The organism is Amycolatopsis sp. NPDC051716, assembly GCF_040681595.1.
Classification (GTDB): domain Bacteria; phylum Actinomycetota; class Actinomycetes; order Mycobacteriales; family Pseudonocardiaceae; genus Amycolatopsis.
In genome coordinates, this window is record NZ_JBFAZA010000033.1 from 41,719 (window position 1) to 56,621 (window position 14,903).

Consider the following 14,903-nt stretch of genomic DNA (forward strand, 5'->3'; position numbering starts at 1 on the left):
GGTCTGCGCTTACCGCGCCTGAACGAACGAGGACCGGCAATCCGGGGATTTCGGCGCGCGGCTGTTCCGCGCCTGCCGTGAACGGAGTCGGTTGCTCATCGCGCGACAGCACGCGCTGCCCGAAAGCAGTTGCCGGGCATGCCAATCCAGGAGACCGACCATGAAGAAGAACACTGTCAAAGCATTCCCGGTTGTCTCGATCGCGGCAATACTGGCAGCGCTGGGAATGCTCACCGGCCCCGCGGCCGGTTACGCGAGCACGCCGGCAGCTCATCCGGTCACGCCGTTCCGCATGGAATACGGCGCCGGCGTTCTCGAGGGCTCCATCAGCTGGAACGCCCGCAGCATTCACACCACGGGCTCGGTCAACGCGGTCTCCGCGAAAAAGACGGCCGTCTTCCAAGGCGAGTCCCCCCACTGCATATCGAGTGTGGAAACGCGAACGGCGTCCGTCGGCGACACCCGGAAATTCGTCGTCGACATTCCCTGCGACGCACCGGGCGGGATCACCATCGCCTACGTCGAGCTGTGGGACTTCGACAACAGCTATTTGCACCGCGCCATCTGCACCAGGAACGGTTGCACGATCAAGGACTGAGCCGCCGCCGGAGGTGGCCGGTCTTGCTCTGATCGGGCGCTTCACCGGGAGTGACCAAGATGCCCGGCCGGCGAGGTCCATCGCCCGCCGGCCCCGGCGAGGATCGCCGAAGCGGGGCGGGCACCTATTCCTCGCCCATTTCCCGATACGCGGACCGACTCGTTGGAGATTGACTTTCCGGAAACGTCGATGACCGGCGAAAAAGGTGCCGCCGGAGATTGACTCTTACGAACGGGAAAGATCGGCGCTAGGGTCTTGCTCGCCGCCGGCGACGCTCGTCTCGATGCGCCGTACCGGGCACGCACCTTGCCGAGGCGACCGTCGCAGGGAATGAGGAGCCTGGATCGAAGCTTCCCCACCCGACCCCACGGCAGTCCGCCGGTCGCCCCCGCAGTGAAACGCCGCGCGAGCCCGGGCGCGTTTCCCGCGACCGCTCGATATCGGGTGCCGCTGCGTGGCGCGCTCCGGTTCCGCACCCCTGATGTCCCTGTCTCCGAGCGCCCCACGAGGACCTGATCGATGTCAGTGCACTTACCCGCGCACCACCAGGCCGTCCGCCTGCCGGTGGGGCGAGTCCTGTTCGTCCTGCCGGCCGCGATCGTCGTCACCGGCGGGATCTGGTGGTGGATGACGGCCGGGGCGCCCGCGGCGGACCGGACGTTCGTGGCCTGGTACGGCGCGGTGGCGGCCGTGGTGGTGTGCGCCGCGGTCACGGTCGCCGCGTACTGCGTGCAGGCGGTACGCCACCTGCGGGGCCACGCCGCGGCACTGGACGCGGAGATCGTCCGGCTCGCCGACGACACACTGCCCGCCGTGGTTCAGCGCGTGCGTGACGGCGCATCGGTGGACACCGCGCTCGCCGAGGTGCCCGGGTCCGTCGACGGCGTCCACCGGCGGCTGCTGGGCACGGTCGCGCAGGAGATCGGCCGGGGAGAGCGCATGCGCGCGGCCACGATGGCGGCCTGCGCCAACGCCGCCGGCCGGGTCCAGGCGCTGGCCACCAGCATGCTGGCCGACCTGCGGGAGATGGAAGGCCGGTACGACGAGAACGTGCTCGGCGACCTGCTCAAACTGGACCACAGCACCGCGCAGGCCGGCCGCCTGGCGGACAGCATCGCGGTGCTGACCGGGGCCCGGTCCGGCCGGCGCTGGACCAAGCCGATCGTGATGGAAAGCATCCTGCGCGGCGCGATGGGGCGCATCAGCGCTTACCAGCGGGTGCAAACCCACTCGACGAGCACCGTCGCGGTCGCCGGGTATGCCGCCGAAGGCGTCATGCACGCACTGGCCGAACTGATGGACAACGCCGCCGCCTTTTCGCCTCCGTCGGAGAACGTGCACGTGTACGTCGAGGAAGTGCACGCGGGGGTCGTGGTCACCATCGAGGACAGTGGCCTCGTCATGAGCCCCGCGGCGCTGGAGCGTGCCGTGCGGGCGGTGTCCTCCGAGCCGCTGGACCTGACCACGCTGTCCGGTACCCGGCTGGGGCTGGCGGTGGTGGGGTGCCTGGCGCGCAAACACGGCCTGACCGTGCACTTCCGGCCGTCCGCGCGGGGCGGCACCGGAGTGGTGGTCATGATCCCGCGGCAACTGATCACGCAGCCCGAACCGGACGTCCGGCCGGTCACGCCGCACCCGCCGGCCGCGCCGCCCGCACCCGCCGCCGCGGCCGCCGCGCCTCCCGCGACCGAGTCCAAAGTGGAGAGTACGTCGTCCGGGCTGCCGCAGCGACGTCGCGGGCAGACGCTGGCGGCCGCGCCCAAGACGGGCTCACCGCCCGCGGCGAGCCCCGCCCCGGCTCGGGCCGACGCCGGTGCGCGGTTCAGCGCCTTCCGCGCGGCCGGCCGGGGAACCCGCCCTTCCGCTCCTTCGGAGGACAGCCGATGAACACCACCGATCACGACCTGGACTGGTTGCTGGATAACCTCCTGAGCAAGACGCCGGGCACCCGGCACGCCCTGGTGCTGTCCAAGGACGGGCTCAAGCTCTGCCACACCCGGGGGCTCACGATGGACCAGGCCGACCAGCTGGCCGCCATTGCTTCGGGCATCCAGAGCCTGGCGTACGGCACGTCGATCGAGTTCGGCGACGGCACCGGCGGCGTCCGGCAGTCCATGACGGAGTTCCACGGCGGGATGCTGTTCATCGTGGAAGCCGGCGAGGGCGCGCACCTCGCCGTCATCGCCGGCGATGACGCGGACGTGGGCGTCATCGGCCACAACATGAACGAGCTCGTCGAGCAGATCGGCGAGCACCTGACCGCCCCGCCCCGCCCCGACCCCAGCCGCGGCACCGCGGCCGGCTGACATGAGCCGGGAAGACCTGCACCGCGAGGACCCGGACCGGTTGTACACCGTCACCGGCGGGCGCAGCCGCGCGAACGAGAGCGCACTGGACCTCGTGACGCTGATCGTGAGCGAAGGCGATCCGGTCCCGGGCATGCAGTCCGAGCACGTCAAGATCCTGCGGATGTGCCGGCACCCGACGGCGATGGTGGAGGTCTCCTCGGAGCTCGGCCTGCCGGTGAGCGTCGTGAAGATCCTGTTGTGCGACTTGCTCGACACCGGCCGGATCACCGCCCGCCACCCGTCCTCGGCTCCCGTCGACACCCGTCTGCCCGATCTCGAAACCCTGAAGCAGGTGCTTGTTGGACTCAAGAAGCTCTGAGCAAGACGCCCGTACGCCGCTGCCGAGCACCGCCAGGGACGGGCTGAAGATCGTGATCGTCGGCGGGTTCGGGGTGGGCAAGACGACCATGGTCCGTTCGGTCAGCGAAATCCGCCCGCTGAGCACCGAGGAAACCATGACGCAGGCGGGCGTCGGGATCGACGACGGCGCCTCGCACGGCAAGACCACCACCACGGTCGCGTTCGACTTCGGGCGGATCACCCTCAACGAGCACATGGTGCTGTACCTGTTCGGCGCGCCGGGTCAAGAGCGGTTCTGGTTCCTCTGGGACCGCCTGTTCGCCGGCACCCTGGGCGCCGTCGTGCTGGTGGACACCCGCCGGCTGGCCGATTCCTGGTACTCCATCGACCGCCTCGAACACCACGGGACGCCGTTCATCGTGGCGCGCAACAACTTCGGCCGGCCGGAACACACCCTGGACCAGGTGCGGCAGGCCCTCGACCTGTCTCCCCACGTCCCGCTGATCGACTGCGACGCCCGGCGGCGCGACTCCGGCAAGACCGTCCTGCTCACCCTCGTCAACCACCTCTTCGCCCTGTCCTCCGCCCGGGAGACCGCGTCATGACCACCCCCCAGCCCGCCCTCGCCACGCCGTTGTACGGGCCGCTGTTCCAGCAGAAGTCCGCCGACCTCTACGCGGAGCTTCGGCGGGCGCACGGGCCGGTGGCCCCGGTCCTGCTCGACGGCGACCTGCCGGCGTGGCTGGTACTGGGCTACCGCGAGGTGCAGCACGTCGTGAGCAATCCGGACGTCTTCGGGCGCGACTCCCGGCGCTGGAACGCCTGGGACCGGGTGCCGCCGGACTGGCCGTTGCTCCCGCTCCTCGGCTACCAGCCGACGATGATGTTCGCCGAGGGCGCCGAGCACCGGCGGCGGGCCGAGGCGCTCGACGAAGCGCTCGGCGCCGTCGACCAGTTCGACCTGGGCGCGCGTGCCCAGCAGGTGGCCGACGAGCTCATCGACGCCTTCGCCGGCTCCGGCGAGGCGGACCTGATCACGCAGTACGCCGACGGAATACCGCTGCCCGTCGTCGCCCGGATGATCGGCGTGCCGGCCGCGGAAACCGGCGACCTGGTCCGTGACGTCTACCGGACGCACGCCGCCGGCGAGGGCGCGAACGAGGCTTACGCGCGCGTCCGGGAGAAGGTGCGGCGAATGGTCGAGTCCAAGCGGCGCGATCCCGGGCCGGACGTCACGTCGCGGCTGCTGGCCCACCCGGCCGCGCTCGCCGACGAGGAGATCACCGAAGACCTGCTCCACCTGATGAACGCGGGGCAGCTGCCCACCGCCTACTGGATCGGCAACACCCTGCGGCTGATGCTCACCGACGACCGCTTCGCGATGACGTTGTCCGGCGGCCGCCGCAGCGTCGGCCAGGCGCTGAACGAGGTGCTCTGGGAGGACACGCCGACGCAGAACTTCCCGGGCCGGTTCGCCGTCCACGACCTCCGGCTGGGCGGCCGGCAGATCCGCCAGGGCGACCTGCTCATCCTCGGCCTCGCCGCGGCCAACCAGGACCCGCTCGTCCGCCCGGTCCCGCAGGCGTCGACCGGAAACCAGGCGTACATGTCGTTCAGCCACGGCGAACACCGGTGTCCGTACGCGGCCCAGGAGATCGCCAAGGTGATCGCCGAGGCCGCGATCGAAGTCCTGCTCGACCGCCTCCCGGACGTGGTGCTGGCGGTGCCGCCCGACACGCTGGAGTGGCGGCCGTCGCCGCTGTTCCGCGGCCTGGCGGCGTTGCCGGTGAAGTTCACGCTGGCCTGGTGACCCCGGACGGCGGGCAGCCCGCCGTCCGGCCGGCTTCCGGTTCCGCGCCGGGGACGTGGTGACACCGCGGGCCCTACCCGACTCGGCCGACTTCGGAGTGAGCCTGGCCAACTTGATCCACCACGTGCGGACGTTCCGGGAACACCGCGACTCGTCGCAGATCGCACTGTTCCGCTACGCGGTCCGGCACCGAACCCCGGTCAGGGCTGCACGAACGCGGTGAGCTTCTCGCCCGGCCGCCCGAAGGTGCAGGTCGCCGCGCGTACGCCGCCGATCCAGGATTCGCGGGTCGGGAGGTGCGCGAAGAACTCGAGCCCGGACGGCGGGGTGCCCGTGGTGAAGTAGGCCGCCGCCGCGATCCGGCAGGTGGTCAGCGCCGGTTCGCGAATCGCTTCGAGGCCCGGGTAGGCATCAGCGGTCTCGCCCACGTCGATGCGGTTGAAAATCTGTTCGTCGTGCGGTTTCTCGCACGGGATCCGGGTGACGTGTTCGCCGTCGGCGCCGGAGTCGAAGCAGTCGCCCGTCGCCAGCGCGTGGATGGAGTCCTTGCCGTCGGAGGTCAGCTGCGCGAGCGTGGCAGCCGGGTGCGCGAACAGCACGGGCGCGACCTTCACCACGCCGACGCCCAGCCAGAGCACGCTGAGCGCGAGGCCGGCCACCGCCAGTCCGCGCCCGGATCGGTTGGTGCGGACGAGCGCACGGATGCCGAACAGCGCGGCGAGCGGCACCAGACCGACGAGGCCGCAGAGGAACGCCGCGATCGCGAACCCGTCGGTCCGCTCGGTGGAGCCCACGGGGCCGTGGACCGTCGTCTGGTCGTGGCTGGACAGCGTCGAACGCGTTTCGTCGAACAAGGTTCCCCCTCCGGAATCCCCCGACCCGGCGGAGTGGATCCTAGCGAGCTCGTGCGGTCAGGCAGTGCTGCACCAGGGGACCGAACCTGTCGACCAGTTCGTCGACGGAGGCGGACGCGATCGGCTCGATCCGCATGATGTACCTCGCCACCGTGAGACCGAGGATCTGGACGTTGACCATGGCGGCCCGCAGTGCGGCGTCCGGCGTGCCGAGCAGCGCCGCCAGCCGGTCGGTGATTTCGCGGTCGATGAACTCGCGCAGCAGCTCTTGGGACTGGGCGTCGCTCGGTGCCGATCTGGTCAGCATCACGAGCGGGGTGCGGCCGGACTTGTCGAGGTTCTCCACCAGGGTCCGGATGATGCGCTCGCCGATGGTGTCGAGGCCGCCGGCGAAGATCGACTCGATGGCCGGCGGGACGTTCTCGGACATCTCGACAGCGGCGCCGAACAGGCCCTGCTTGGTGCCGAAGAAGTAGAACACCATCGCCGGGTCGACCCCCGCCGCGGTGGCGATCGCGCGCACGGTCGTGGCGCGGTAACCGTGTTCGCCGAACAGTTCACGCGCGGTCCGCAGGATCCGCTGCTTGCTCTCCGCGCCGGACCGCCAGCGTCCGGGGCGGCCGTGGGTGCCGTCTTCCGTCATGACCACCGAAGCCTAGCACCCTTTCTTCATCGGCCGGTGGAGTTTTGCCCGAACCCGCCGTAGCGTGTTCTTCACCAAGTGGTGAAGAAAGGGTGGGGACATGAGAGTGATCGTGATCGGCGGCGGTCTCGGCGGGCTGACGCTGGCCCATGGGCTCCGCCGGGCGGGCATCGACGTCGCGGTGTACGAGCGGGATGGCGCGCGAGGACGTCCGCAGGGGGTGAGCCTGCACCTCGACGACCGGGGCGCGGCGGCGCTGCGGGCGTGCCTGCCCCCGGCGCACGTCGCGATGGCGGAAGCCACCATGGGCGGGCCCCGCGAGCAGACTCTGACACTGTCCGATGTGGAGGGAGAGCTGACCGTCGTGGCCACCCGGCCGTCCGACGGTTCGGCCGGGCGGGCGCGGCCCGGCCGGCAGGTCCACCGGCCGTTGCTCCGGGCGGTGCTGCTGACGGGACTGGACGACGTGGTCCGGTTCGGAGCCGAGTTCACACGGTTCGAGCGGCGCGCCGACGGTACGGTCCGGGTCTTCTTCGCCGACGGCGGCACGGATACCGGGGACATCCTGGTCGGCGCGGACGGAATCGGTTCGGCGGTGCGCCGCCGGTACCTGCCGGACGTGCGGGTGGCCGACACGGGACGACGCATGATCATGGGGGCGACTCCGCTGCGCGCGGTGGCCGGCACCGGGTTGCCGGCGCTGGTCGGCGACAGCCCGGCCACCGCGAGTGCGGGCGGAACGATGATGGCGCTGGGCGTGCTGCGGTTCACCCGGCGGCCGGTGACCGCGCGGGAGGAGTTGTTGCCCGCGTTGAGTTCCCGCGCTGTCGTCGACGTCGAGGACTACGTGATGTGGGCGTTGCCCAGCACGCGAGAGCGGCTCGGCTCACCGGCCACGGTGTGGCACCAGGCCCAGGAGCTGGCCGCGGACCTGCACCCGACGCTGCGGCTGATCGTCGCCGAGGCCTGGCCGGACGTCACGGCCGCGCTCCGGATCGGGACGATCCCGCCGATGCCCGCCTGGCCGGCCAGCCCGGTGACGGTCCTCGGCGACGCCATCCACCTGGCCCCGGGTTTCGGTGGCAACCTGGCGATGCGGGACGCGCACCGCCTCGGCGAGGCGCTGGCCGACGCGGACCGTGGCCGGCTCGGCCTGCTCGAGGCGGTCGGCGTCTACGAAGAAACCCTGCGCCGCACCAGCTTCGCGCCCGTCGCGGCGAAGGCGAGCGCATGAGCCTCGACGTGCTGACCCGGAAGTCCCTGTCGGTGTTCGACGCGGTGGGCGGTTGGCGCACGGTCGCCGAGGGCGTCGCGTCCCGGGTGGTGTTCCTGGTCGCCTCCCTGCTGACCGGCGCGGTGTGGACCTCCGCGCTGATCGCCGTGGGCGCGGTGGCGGCGCTCGCGGCCGTGCGTGTGTGGACCGACCGGCGCTACTGGTCGGCGGCGATCGGGCTGGCCATCGTCGGGGGCTCCGCCTTGCTGGCCGGAGCCACCGGACAGGCGATCAACTTCTACCTTCCGGCCGTGGTGATCCAGGCGGCTCAGGGAGCGGTTTTCCTGCTGTCGATGCTGGTGCGGTGGCCGGCGGTCGGAGTGGTGCTGGGGGTGGTGCGCCGCGACCGGTTCGGCTGGCGGCGCGACCCGGCAGCACGGCGGCGCTACCAGCTGTGCACGGCGGTGTTCGTGGTGAAGTGCGCCATCGCGACGGCGGTGCAGCTGCCGCTGTACGTGGCCGGGCAGACCACCGCACTCGGCGTCGCCGCGACGCTGCTGGGAGGTGCGCCCTCGGCGGGCGTCTGCCTGTACCTGTGCTGGCGGATACTCCGCGGGCAGGACCGGACGTCACCACGGGATGGTGCCGTCGTCGTTGACGAATGAGCCGGTCGGTCCGCCGTCGGGCAGGGTGGCGAGCCGGATCGCGGTGGCCGCGGCCTCCTGGGGCGGACGCCCTCGGAAGCCGCTGAAATCGGTCGCGACGAGGCCCGGGCAGACGGCGTTGATGAGGATGTCCGTACCGGTGAATCGGCGCGCGTACTGCACGGTGACGGCGTTGAGGTACGACTTCGCCGGCGCGTAGGCCGCCATGATCGGGCCGACTTCGATGTCCGGATTCGCCTGCAGTGTCACGGATCCGACGCTGCTGGAGACGTTGACGATGCGCGGCGACGCCGCACGCCGCACGAACGGCAGCATCGCGTTGGTCACCCGGATCACCCCGTAGACGTTGGTTTCCACGATCCGGCGAACGACGTCGAGGTCGAGCGTGGCCGGATCCTGCATCCACCCCGGTCCCATTTCTCCGGAGATGGCGGCGTTGTTGACCAGAGCGTCCAGGCGTCCGCCTCGACGTTCGACGAGTTCCGCGGCCTCGGTGACGCTGCGGTCACTGGTGACGTCCAGCGGGACGGCGAACGCGTCCACCCCGGCGGCGTGCAGCGTCTTCACGGCCGCCTCGCCCCGGGCCTCGTCGCGGGCACCCACCGCCACGCGGTAGCCCCTCGCACCCAGCCCCGCGGCGATCTCGTAGCCGAGTCCTTTGTTCGCGCCGGTCACCAACGCGAGCTTCTTGTCGCTCATGACCTTGATCCTGCCCACCGGCGAGCGGTGTTCCCAACACCGATCAGGTGCGCTGTCATACCCGCCCGGTATCACGGCAGATATCGTGATGCGGTGGACACGCTGGAGACCCGCGAGCTGAGGTACTTCGTCGCCGTCGCCGAGGAACTGCACTTCAGCCGGGCCGCCGAGCGCCTCGGCATCGCTCAGCCGCCGTTGTCCCGGGCGATCCAGCAGCTCGAACGGCGTCTCGGTGTCACCTTGCTCGAACGCAACCGCCGCGGCGTCACCCTCACGAACGCAGGCCGGGTCCTGCTCGGCGAAGCCCGCGTCATCCTCGAGGCCGCCGCCGCGGCCGCCCGGCGCACCCGCCGCGCGGCGTCCGCCACGAACCGGCTGACGCTGGCGACAAAGGCCGGCGCGAACCACGAGCTGCTGCGGAGGCTCCTCGACGCCCACGCCGCCGAACCCGACGCGGCCGAAATCGAGGTGCTGCTGTGCGGAATGGGGGAGCAGGCACGGATGTTGCGAGACGGCCGCGCCGACGTGGCGCTCATGCAGCGCCCTTTCCATTCCCTCGCGGGGTTCGACACCGAAGACCTGCTCACCGAGGAGCAGGTCGCCATCCTGCCGGCGGCGCATCCCCTCGCCACACGCCCGTCGCTGACCATGGCCGACATCAGCGATCTGGCGGATCTCCCGATCGCCCGCTGGCCCTGCAACGACGGCGCTTACCCGCCCGGCCCGGGCCCCGAGATCCACGACCAGTCCCAGCTGGCGCAGCTGATCGCCCTCGGGCACACCGTCGCCGTCACGGGCGCCTCCGCCCGATCGTGGCTGTGGAGCGCCCACGTCGCCGTTCCGTTGACCGGCGCATCTCCCGTCACGACGGTTCTCGCGTGGCCCACCCACAGCCGCTCCCCGGCCGTCGCCAGGCTCGTCCGCACGGCTGCCGGCCTGTAACCGAAGCCCGTCAAGAGAGCTGGATCCCGCGCCGTGGTGGCAGGTCAGGTACGGCGGGCCGTGGCGAGCAGGGTGAGCGCGACCTGGAGTGCCTGTTCGCCGGCGCGGGTCGAGTTGTGGTGGTCGGCCACGACGGTGGCGCCCTCGACGAGGATGAGTAGGTGCTGTCCGAGTCGGCCGGGGTCGGCGGCTCCGGCGCGGCCGGCGATTCCGGTCAGCAGTTCGAGGTAGCGGCCGAGGTGGCGGGCGGTGATGGCCCGGACGGTGCCGGTGTGGTGCTGGGCGGCGGCGTTGAGGAGTGCGCAGCCGCGGAAAGCCGGCTCGTCGTACCAGCCCTGAAGCGTGCCGAACAGGGCGGTGAGCTGGTCGGCGGGGTCGTCTCCGGCGGCCTCGACGGCGTCGGTCAGCCAGCGGACGACCCGGTCACTCCGTGCTTCGAGCATCGCTTGGACGAGTCCGTCCTTGCTGCCGAAGTGCCGGTAGAGCGTCTCCTTGGACACGCCGAGGCGGGCGCACAGTTCGGCCACGCCGATGCCGTCGAGCCCACGTTCGTACAGCACCCGGGTGGCCGCGTGCAGGATCGTCGCGCGGGTGCGCTCCGGGTCGATGGTCGTGCCTTTGGCAACGGGCATGACTCGATCGTACCGATCGGTTCGATCCTTGTGCTAGCGTCTGGATAGAACTGATCGGTTCGATCTGGGGGTGCGCATGACGGCGACGGGGCGGGCCGTGCGGCTGGCGCTCGGGACCGCGTCCGCGCTGGGCCTCGCGCGGTTCGCGTACGGGCTGCTCGTGCCGGCCATGCGGGACGACCTGCGCTGGACGTTGGCCGACGCGGGAGTGATCAGCGCCGCGAACGGGCTGGGTTACCTGGTCGGCGCGGCGGTGGCGGGGGCGCTGGTACGCCGTTGGGGCACCGCCGCGGTCTTCCGCTGGGGCATGGTCGTCACCGCGTTGGCGCTGGCGGGTACGGCGGCGGGCGGCGATTTCGTGGTGCTGCCGGCGGTCCGCACCGTGGCTGGGGCGAGCGGGGCGGTGGTGTTCGTCGCGGGTGGTGTCATCGCGGCCCGGATCGCCGCGCGTGCCGGGTCCAGCGTGCCGATCACGGTGTACTTCGCGGGCACGGGCCTGGGGATCATCCTCAGCGGTGCGACCATCCCGGTCCTGGGTGATCAGTGGCAGACGGCGTGGGCCGTCCTGGGTGCCGCGGCCGGGTTGGCCACCCTGATCAGCTGGACGGCGGCGGGAACCGGCGAGGAGCCGCCGGCCGGTGAGGCTGGCCGAGCACGGGTGCGTCCGCTGCGCCGGGTCGCCGTGGCGTACTTCCTCTTCGCCGCCGGGTACATCACCTACATCACCTTCCTGTCCGTCTACCTGGCCGAACGGCACGCACCGGTCATGCAGGTGGTCCTCACGTGGACGGCGCTGGGCGCCGCGGTCGTGGTCGCCCCGGTCCTGTGGAGCCGCCCGATCACCCGCTGGCCCGGCACCCGCGCCCTGGCCGTCGTGCTCGGCGTGCTGGCCGGCGGCGCGGCGCTGGCGCTGCTGTCACCCTCACCCGCGGTCGTGATCGCCTCCGCGATCGCTTACGGGGTGACCTTCATGGCGGTCCCCGCGGCCGTCACCGCCCACATCCGGACCGCCGTCCCGCCCGCCGGCTGGACCGCCACGCTGGCCGCGTTCACCATGCTCTTCGCCACCGGGCAGACCGTGGGCCCGTGGCTGGCCGGCATCCTCGCCGACCACACCTCGACCGCCGCACCCCTCGCCTGGACCGCCGTCCTGTGTGCCGCCGCGGCGGCACTGGCGGCGGCCCGACCGGCTATACCGCCAGAACTCGACGCCGAAATCCGCTGAACCCGCACCCGACAACCACACGGAGCACGATCATGGCCACCTTCGTCCTCGTCCCCGGCATGTGCCACGGCGGCTGGTCTTTCGCCGATCTGACCGGGCAACTCCGCGGGCACGGCCACCGCGTCCACCCCCTGACGCTGACCGGGGTGGGCGAACGCAGCCACCTCCTGCACGGCGGGGTCAACCTCGACACGCACATCGAGGACGTGACCGCACTGCTGGCGGCCGAGAACATCCACGACGCCGTGCTGGTCGGCCACAGCTACGGCGGGATGGTGATCACCGGGGCCGCCGACCGCATGCCCGAGCGCGTGGACTGCCTGGTCTACCTCGACGCCGTCGTGCCCGCGAACGGAGACTCCTGCTGGGCGCTGGTTTCCGACCAGGAACGCCGCTGGTACCTCGACGTCGTGGACAACGGCTACGCCACACGTCCCCTGCCGTTCTTCGACCCGCGAGCCACCCCGCACCCGCTCGCCTCACTGCTCCAGCCGCTCCGCCTGTCCGGCGACAGCACCGGTTTCCGGCGCCGGGACTACGTCTACGCCGCCGGCTGGGACGGCCAGTCACCCTTCACGCCCATCTACGAGCGCCTTCGCGCGGACCCCGCGTGGACCACCCACGCACTCGACAGCGGACACAACCTCATGCGTGACGCGCCGGCCGAGCTGCTGAAGATCCTGCTCGACGCCGCTCAACCGTCGACTGTGGACAGGACGTGAATCCTCGCCTCAGGCCAGAGTCGGAGGTGAAGACGAGGTTGCCGGCCGATTTGCGGCGTCGCTGGGAGAAGGCCGCCTGCGGCCTTTATCAGAAGGGCGCTACCGGAATGGCGTGACCGAAGGAGGTCTGCGCGGTGTCGTCGGGGTCGGCAATGCCGACTGTCAGGCGGGCTCGTCGGTGAGCTGTTCGCGAAGCCAGTGGGTGGCTGTCTCACGCACTTCCTCTGCCGGGTCGGCCAATGCTTCGCGGACTACTGTGGCCAGCCGGCGGGAATCGTTGCGCCACCACAGCAGCGACAGAATCGCCAGGCGTCGGGCGACGGGGTCGGGGTCTTGCCGGATCGTGCGGCAGAGTAGCGGCAGCACCCGACGTCCGATGTCTTGGCCGAGCCGTCGTCGGCCGAGGACGGCGACGGCGTGCCGGCGGATGATCTGGTGTGGTGAGCTCAAGCCTGCCACCGCGGCGTCCACCTCGTGCGCTGCCAGGCCGGAGAAGCCGCTGCCGGGTGCGAGGTGGCGCTCCAGCGCGGGCAGGTACGCCGGCCGGTGTTCGATGAAGTCGGCCAGGGGCCGGTAATCCAGTGGCGGCGGGTTTCCTGCGTGGTCTCGGAAGCTGGTGTAGGGCGCGGCGACGGCCCCGACCAGCACGTCCTCGGGGAGGCTTTCGGCTCGGTCGAGAACGAGATCGAGGCGACCGAGCCGGGACAGCGCTCCCGCGACCCAGCCTTGGGCCGTCCCGTGGGTCCGTTCCAACGCGACGTGAAGTGCATGGATGATGGCGTCATCGGGCCGGCCGATGTCGGCCAGCAGTTTCGCGGCTTGCCAGGCCCGGTCCGCGGTGGCGAGCAGCGGGAGCAAGGCGGGAAAGGCCGCCGGTCCGAGATCGCGCAGAGCCGATTCGACGTCTTCGGATCGGACAGCGCCGACGGACGTTCCCAGCAAAGGAGCCAGGTAAGCGGCGCGTTCGGCTGGGGTGAGCGCGGTGATGCGGGTCAGTTCGGCCGCTCGTGCGTCCAGGTCGGGGAAGTGGCGGCGTACCTCGTCGGCGGTCAGGACCTGTCTGATCAACGTCTCGTGCTGTTCCTCGTCGAGAAGAAGCACCACGAAGTCGTCGTGGGTGACGCCTTGCTCGCAAAGTGTCTCCCGCGCTCGGAGGCAGACGCCGACCAGCGTTGTCAGGTAGCGGTCGAAGGTGGCCTGCCAATGCTCGGCCGTTCCGGAGCACGCGTGGGTGGTGAGATCCTTTTCCCAGCGTTCGGCCGCGTTGCCGGGCAGCCAGTCGTCGCGGTGGAGATCCCAGTCCGGGGCGCTCCAGCGCAGCTCCGCCCGCAGTTCGGCGGGCTCGAGGGCCAGTGCCTCGAGGCTGTTGATCCCGAGCAGCGGCAGCGTGATGTGGCCGTCTTCCTCCCGGTAGACGTGATTCAGCGCCGCCGCGTAGAACCGTTCGCCGGGATGGTCGGCCACCGCCGAGGCCACGGCCCGCACCACGCCGTCGTGGAGGGTCTGCTCGAAATCGGCCCAGTTCAAGCCCGCTGTCACGTGGATCATTGTGGCAGAGGGCGCACCTGCCGGCCCCGCATCGGCCGAGCATGGATCCACCGGGTCGCGCGCTCCGCGGCAGAAGCGGATGTTCACCCGGCGCGCCAGCCGTGTTCGAGGATGGCGAAGGCGGCTTCGACGGTGCGGGCCGGATCTTCGGAGCGGATCGCGAGTGCCGAGGTTTCCAGCGCGAAGTGGGCCAGTGCGGCGCATCCGGGATCGGTTTCGGCGGCGCCGGTTTCGGCGGCGAGGACGCGGCTGAGCGCGTCCTCGTGCCGCATCCACATCCGGTGCCAGTACTCGCTGAGTGCCGGCGTGCCGCGCACGAGGGTCATGAATTCCGGCGCCCCGTCGGCGGCGGCGCCGCGCTCGACGCGGGCCAGCGTGTAGTCCCGAAGCGCGGCGAGCACTGAAGTGCCCGGCGCGCGGTCGCGCACGGCGGCGATCAGGGCCTCTTCGATGTCGGCGTCCCGGTCGAAGACGAGGGATTCCTTGCTGGGGAAGTGTTTCTGCAGGGTCGTGGTGGACACGTCGGCGGCGTCGGCGATCTCGCGGACGCCCACGTTGTCGTAGCCGCGTTCGAGGAACAGCCGCAGGGCCGCGTCGGCCAGTGCCTGGCGGGTAGCTGCCTTTTTGCGCTCCCGCCTGCCCATCCCGGTCGTCATGCCTTGACGATACCACTAGTTGTACGGTGTACTCAGTTGTACGGTGTC

General features: G+C 71.0%; 17 protein-coding genes. 11 read left to right on the forward strand and 6 right to left on the reverse strand.

Annotation, left to right across the window (positions count from 1 at the left end):
* Positions 1-160: 160 nt before the first annotated feature.
* The 6 genes from AB0M30_RS35290 to AB0M30_RS35315 all read left to right on the forward strand — a co-directional run bounded on the left by AB0M30_RS35290 (position 161) and on the right by AB0M30_RS35315 (position 5,056).
* Positions 161-598, forward strand: a complete 438-nt coding sequence (locus AB0M30_RS35290; RefSeq protein ID WP_364593062.1) for a hypothetical protein — start codon at positions 161-163, stop codon at positions 596-598.
* A 519-nt stretch (positions 599-1,117) separates the two neighbouring features.
* Positions 1,118-2,485, forward strand: a complete 1,368-nt coding sequence (locus AB0M30_RS35295; RefSeq protein ID WP_364593065.1) for an ATP-binding protein — start codon at positions 1,118-1,120, stop codon at positions 2,483-2,485.
* On the forward strand, positions 2,482-2,904 hold the full coding sequence (locus tag AB0M30_RS35300; RefSeq protein WP_364593068.1) for a roadblock/LC7 domain-containing protein: 423 nt from the start codon (positions 2,482-2,484) through the stop codon (positions 2,902-2,904). Before AB0M30_RS35295 ends, AB0M30_RS35300 begins: the two co-directional genes overlap by 4 nt.
* Position 2,905: 1 nt before the next feature.
* A complete protein-coding gene (locus AB0M30_RS35305) occupies positions 2,906-3,265 on the forward strand; it encodes a DUF742 domain-containing protein (protein WP_364593071.1) in 360 nt (119 codons plus the stop codon).
* Between the two features lie 52 nt (positions 3,266-3,317).
* Positions 3,318-3,851, forward strand: coding sequence for an ATP/GTP-binding protein (locus AB0M30_RS35310; RefSeq protein ID WP_013223335.1), 534 nt, complete (start codon positions 3,318-3,320; stop codon positions 3,849-3,851).
* Positions 3,848-5,056 (forward strand): cytochrome P450, encoded by a 1,209-nt coding sequence (locus AB0M30_RS35315; RefSeq protein ID WP_364593074.1) that lies wholly within the window; start codon positions 3,848-3,850, stop codon positions 5,054-5,056. Before AB0M30_RS35310 ends, AB0M30_RS35315 begins: the two co-directional genes overlap by 4 nt.
* Before the next feature lie 200 nt (positions 5,057-5,256).
* Here AB0M30_RS35315 and AB0M30_RS35320 read toward each other — a convergent pair whose 3' ends face one another.
* Together AB0M30_RS35320 and AB0M30_RS35325 are read right to left on the reverse strand one after the other, a co-directional pair.
* Complete coding sequence (locus AB0M30_RS35320) at positions 5,257-5,910, reverse strand: septum formation family protein (RefSeq protein ID WP_364593077.1); 654 nt, start codon at positions 5,908-5,910, stop codon at positions 5,257-5,259.
* Between the two features lie 40 nt (positions 5,911-5,950).
* Entirely contained in the window at positions 5,951-6,553 is a 603-nt protein-coding gene (locus AB0M30_RS35325) for a TetR family transcriptional regulator (protein ID WP_364593080.1), read from the reverse strand.
* Positions 6,554-6,653: 100 nt separating this feature from the next.
* Between AB0M30_RS35325 and AB0M30_RS35330 the strand changes: the two genes are divergently transcribed.
* Both AB0M30_RS35330 and AB0M30_RS35335 read left to right on the forward strand, forming a co-directional pair.
* Positions 6,654-7,787 (forward strand): FAD-dependent monooxygenase, encoded by a 1,134-nt coding sequence (locus AB0M30_RS35330; protein ID WP_364593082.1) that lies wholly within the window; start codon positions 6,654-6,656, stop codon positions 7,785-7,787.
* Complete coding sequence (locus AB0M30_RS35335) at positions 7,784-8,431, forward strand: DUF3159 domain-containing protein (protein WP_364593085.1); 648 nt, start codon at positions 7,784-7,786, stop codon at positions 8,429-8,431. The genes AB0M30_RS35330 and AB0M30_RS35335 overlap by 4 nt, the downstream gene beginning before the upstream one ends.
* Here the strand turns inward: AB0M30_RS35335 and AB0M30_RS35340 are convergent.
* On the reverse strand, positions 8,396-9,130 hold the full coding sequence (locus AB0M30_RS35340) for an SDR family NAD(P)-dependent oxidoreductase (RefSeq protein WP_364593088.1): 735 nt from the start codon (positions 9,128-9,130) through the stop codon (positions 8,396-8,398). The genes AB0M30_RS35335 and AB0M30_RS35340 overlap by 36 nt on opposite strands.
* 93 nt (positions 9,131-9,223) lie before the next feature.
* On the opposite strand from AB0M30_RS35340, the gene AB0M30_RS35345 reads away from it, so the two are divergent.
* A complete protein-coding gene (locus AB0M30_RS35345) occupies positions 9,224-10,072 on the forward strand; it encodes a LysR family transcriptional regulator (protein WP_364593091.1) in 849 nt (282 codons plus the stop codon).
* Between the two features lie 44 nt (positions 10,073-10,116).
* On the opposite strand, the gene AB0M30_RS35350 is transcribed toward AB0M30_RS35345, so the two are convergent.
* The gene (locus AB0M30_RS35350; protein WP_364593093.1) at positions 10,117-10,704 is read right to left on the reverse strand and encodes a TetR/AcrR family transcriptional regulator; all 588 of its coding nucleotides are present in this window, start codon (positions 10,702-10,704) and stop codon (positions 10,117-10,119) included.
* Between the two features lie 76 nt (positions 10,705-10,780).
* Here AB0M30_RS35350 and AB0M30_RS35355 point away from each other — a divergent pair, with 76 nt between their 5' ends.
* Entirely contained in the window at positions 10,781-11,929 is a 1,149-nt protein-coding gene (locus tag AB0M30_RS35355; RefSeq protein ID WP_364593096.1) for a YbfB/YjiJ family MFS transporter, read from the forward strand.
* Between the two features lie 32 nt (positions 11,930-11,961).
* The gene (locus tag AB0M30_RS35360; RefSeq protein ID WP_364593099.1) at positions 11,962-12,651 is read left to right on the forward strand and encodes an alpha/beta fold hydrolase; all 690 of its coding nucleotides are present in this window, start codon (positions 11,962-11,964) and stop codon (positions 12,649-12,651) included.
* A 162-nt stretch (positions 12,652-12,813) separates the two neighbouring features.
* On the opposite strand, the gene AB0M30_RS35365 is transcribed toward AB0M30_RS35360, so the two are convergent.
* A complete protein-coding gene (locus tag AB0M30_RS35365; RefSeq protein ID WP_364593102.1) occupies positions 12,814-14,190 on the reverse strand; it encodes a DUF4303 domain-containing protein in 1,377 nt (458 codons plus the stop codon).
* Between the two features lie 92 nt (positions 14,191-14,282).
* A complete protein-coding gene (locus AB0M30_RS35370; RefSeq protein ID WP_364593105.1) occupies positions 14,283-14,855 on the reverse strand; it encodes a helix-turn-helix domain-containing protein in 573 nt (190 codons plus the stop codon).
* Positions 14,856-14,903: the final 48 nt, after the last annotated feature.

Bases quoted from the DNA above. Each gene is read 5' to 3' on its own strand.
- AB0M30_RS35290 (WP_364593062.1), top strand. From the start codon at position 161: ATGAAGAAGAACACTGTCAAAGCATTCCCGGTTGTCTCGATCGCGGCA.
- AB0M30_RS35295 (WP_364593065.1), top strand. From the start codon at position 1,118: ATGTCAGTGCACTTACCCGCGCACCACCAGGCCGTCCGCCTGCCGGTG.
- AB0M30_RS35300 (WP_364593068.1), top strand. From the start codon at position 2,482: ATGAACACCACCGATCACGACCTGGACTGGTTGCTGGATAACCTCCTG.
- AB0M30_RS35305 (WP_364593071.1), top strand. From the start codon at position 2,906: ATGAGCCGGGAAGACCTGCACCGCGAGGACCCGGACCGGTTGTACACC.
- AB0M30_RS35315 (WP_364593074.1), top strand. From the start codon at position 3,848: ATGACCACCCCCCAGCCCGCCCTCGCCACGCCGTTGTACGGGCCGCTG.
- AB0M30_RS35325 (WP_364593080.1), bottom strand. From the start codon at position 6,553: ATGACGGAAGACGGCACCCACGGCCGCCCCGGACGCTGGCGGTCCGGC.
- AB0M30_RS35330 (WP_364593082.1), top strand. From the start codon at position 6,654: ATGAGAGTGATCGTGATCGGCGGCGGTCTCGGCGGGCTGACGCTGGCC.
- AB0M30_RS35335 (WP_364593085.1), top strand. From the start codon at position 7,784: ATGAGCCTCGACGTGCTGACCCGGAAGTCCCTGTCGGTGTTCGACGCG.
- AB0M30_RS35340 (WP_364593088.1), bottom strand. From the start codon at position 9,130: ATGAGCGACAAGAAGCTCGCGTTGGTGACCGGCGCGAACAAAGGACTC.
- AB0M30_RS35350 (WP_364593093.1), bottom strand. From the start codon at position 10,704: ATGCCCGTTGCCAAAGGCACGACCATCGACCCGGAGCGCACCCGCGCG.
- AB0M30_RS35355 (WP_364593096.1), top strand. From the start codon at position 10,781: ATGACGGCGACGGGGCGGGCCGTGCGGCTGGCGCTCGGGACCGCGTCC.
- AB0M30_RS35360 (WP_364593099.1), top strand. From the start codon at position 11,962: ATGGCCACCTTCGTCCTCGTCCCCGGCATGTGCCACGGCGGCTGGTCT.
- AB0M30_RS35370 (WP_364593105.1), bottom strand. From the start codon at position 14,855: ATGACGACCGGGATGGGCAGGCGGGAGCGCAAAAAGGCAGCTACCCGC.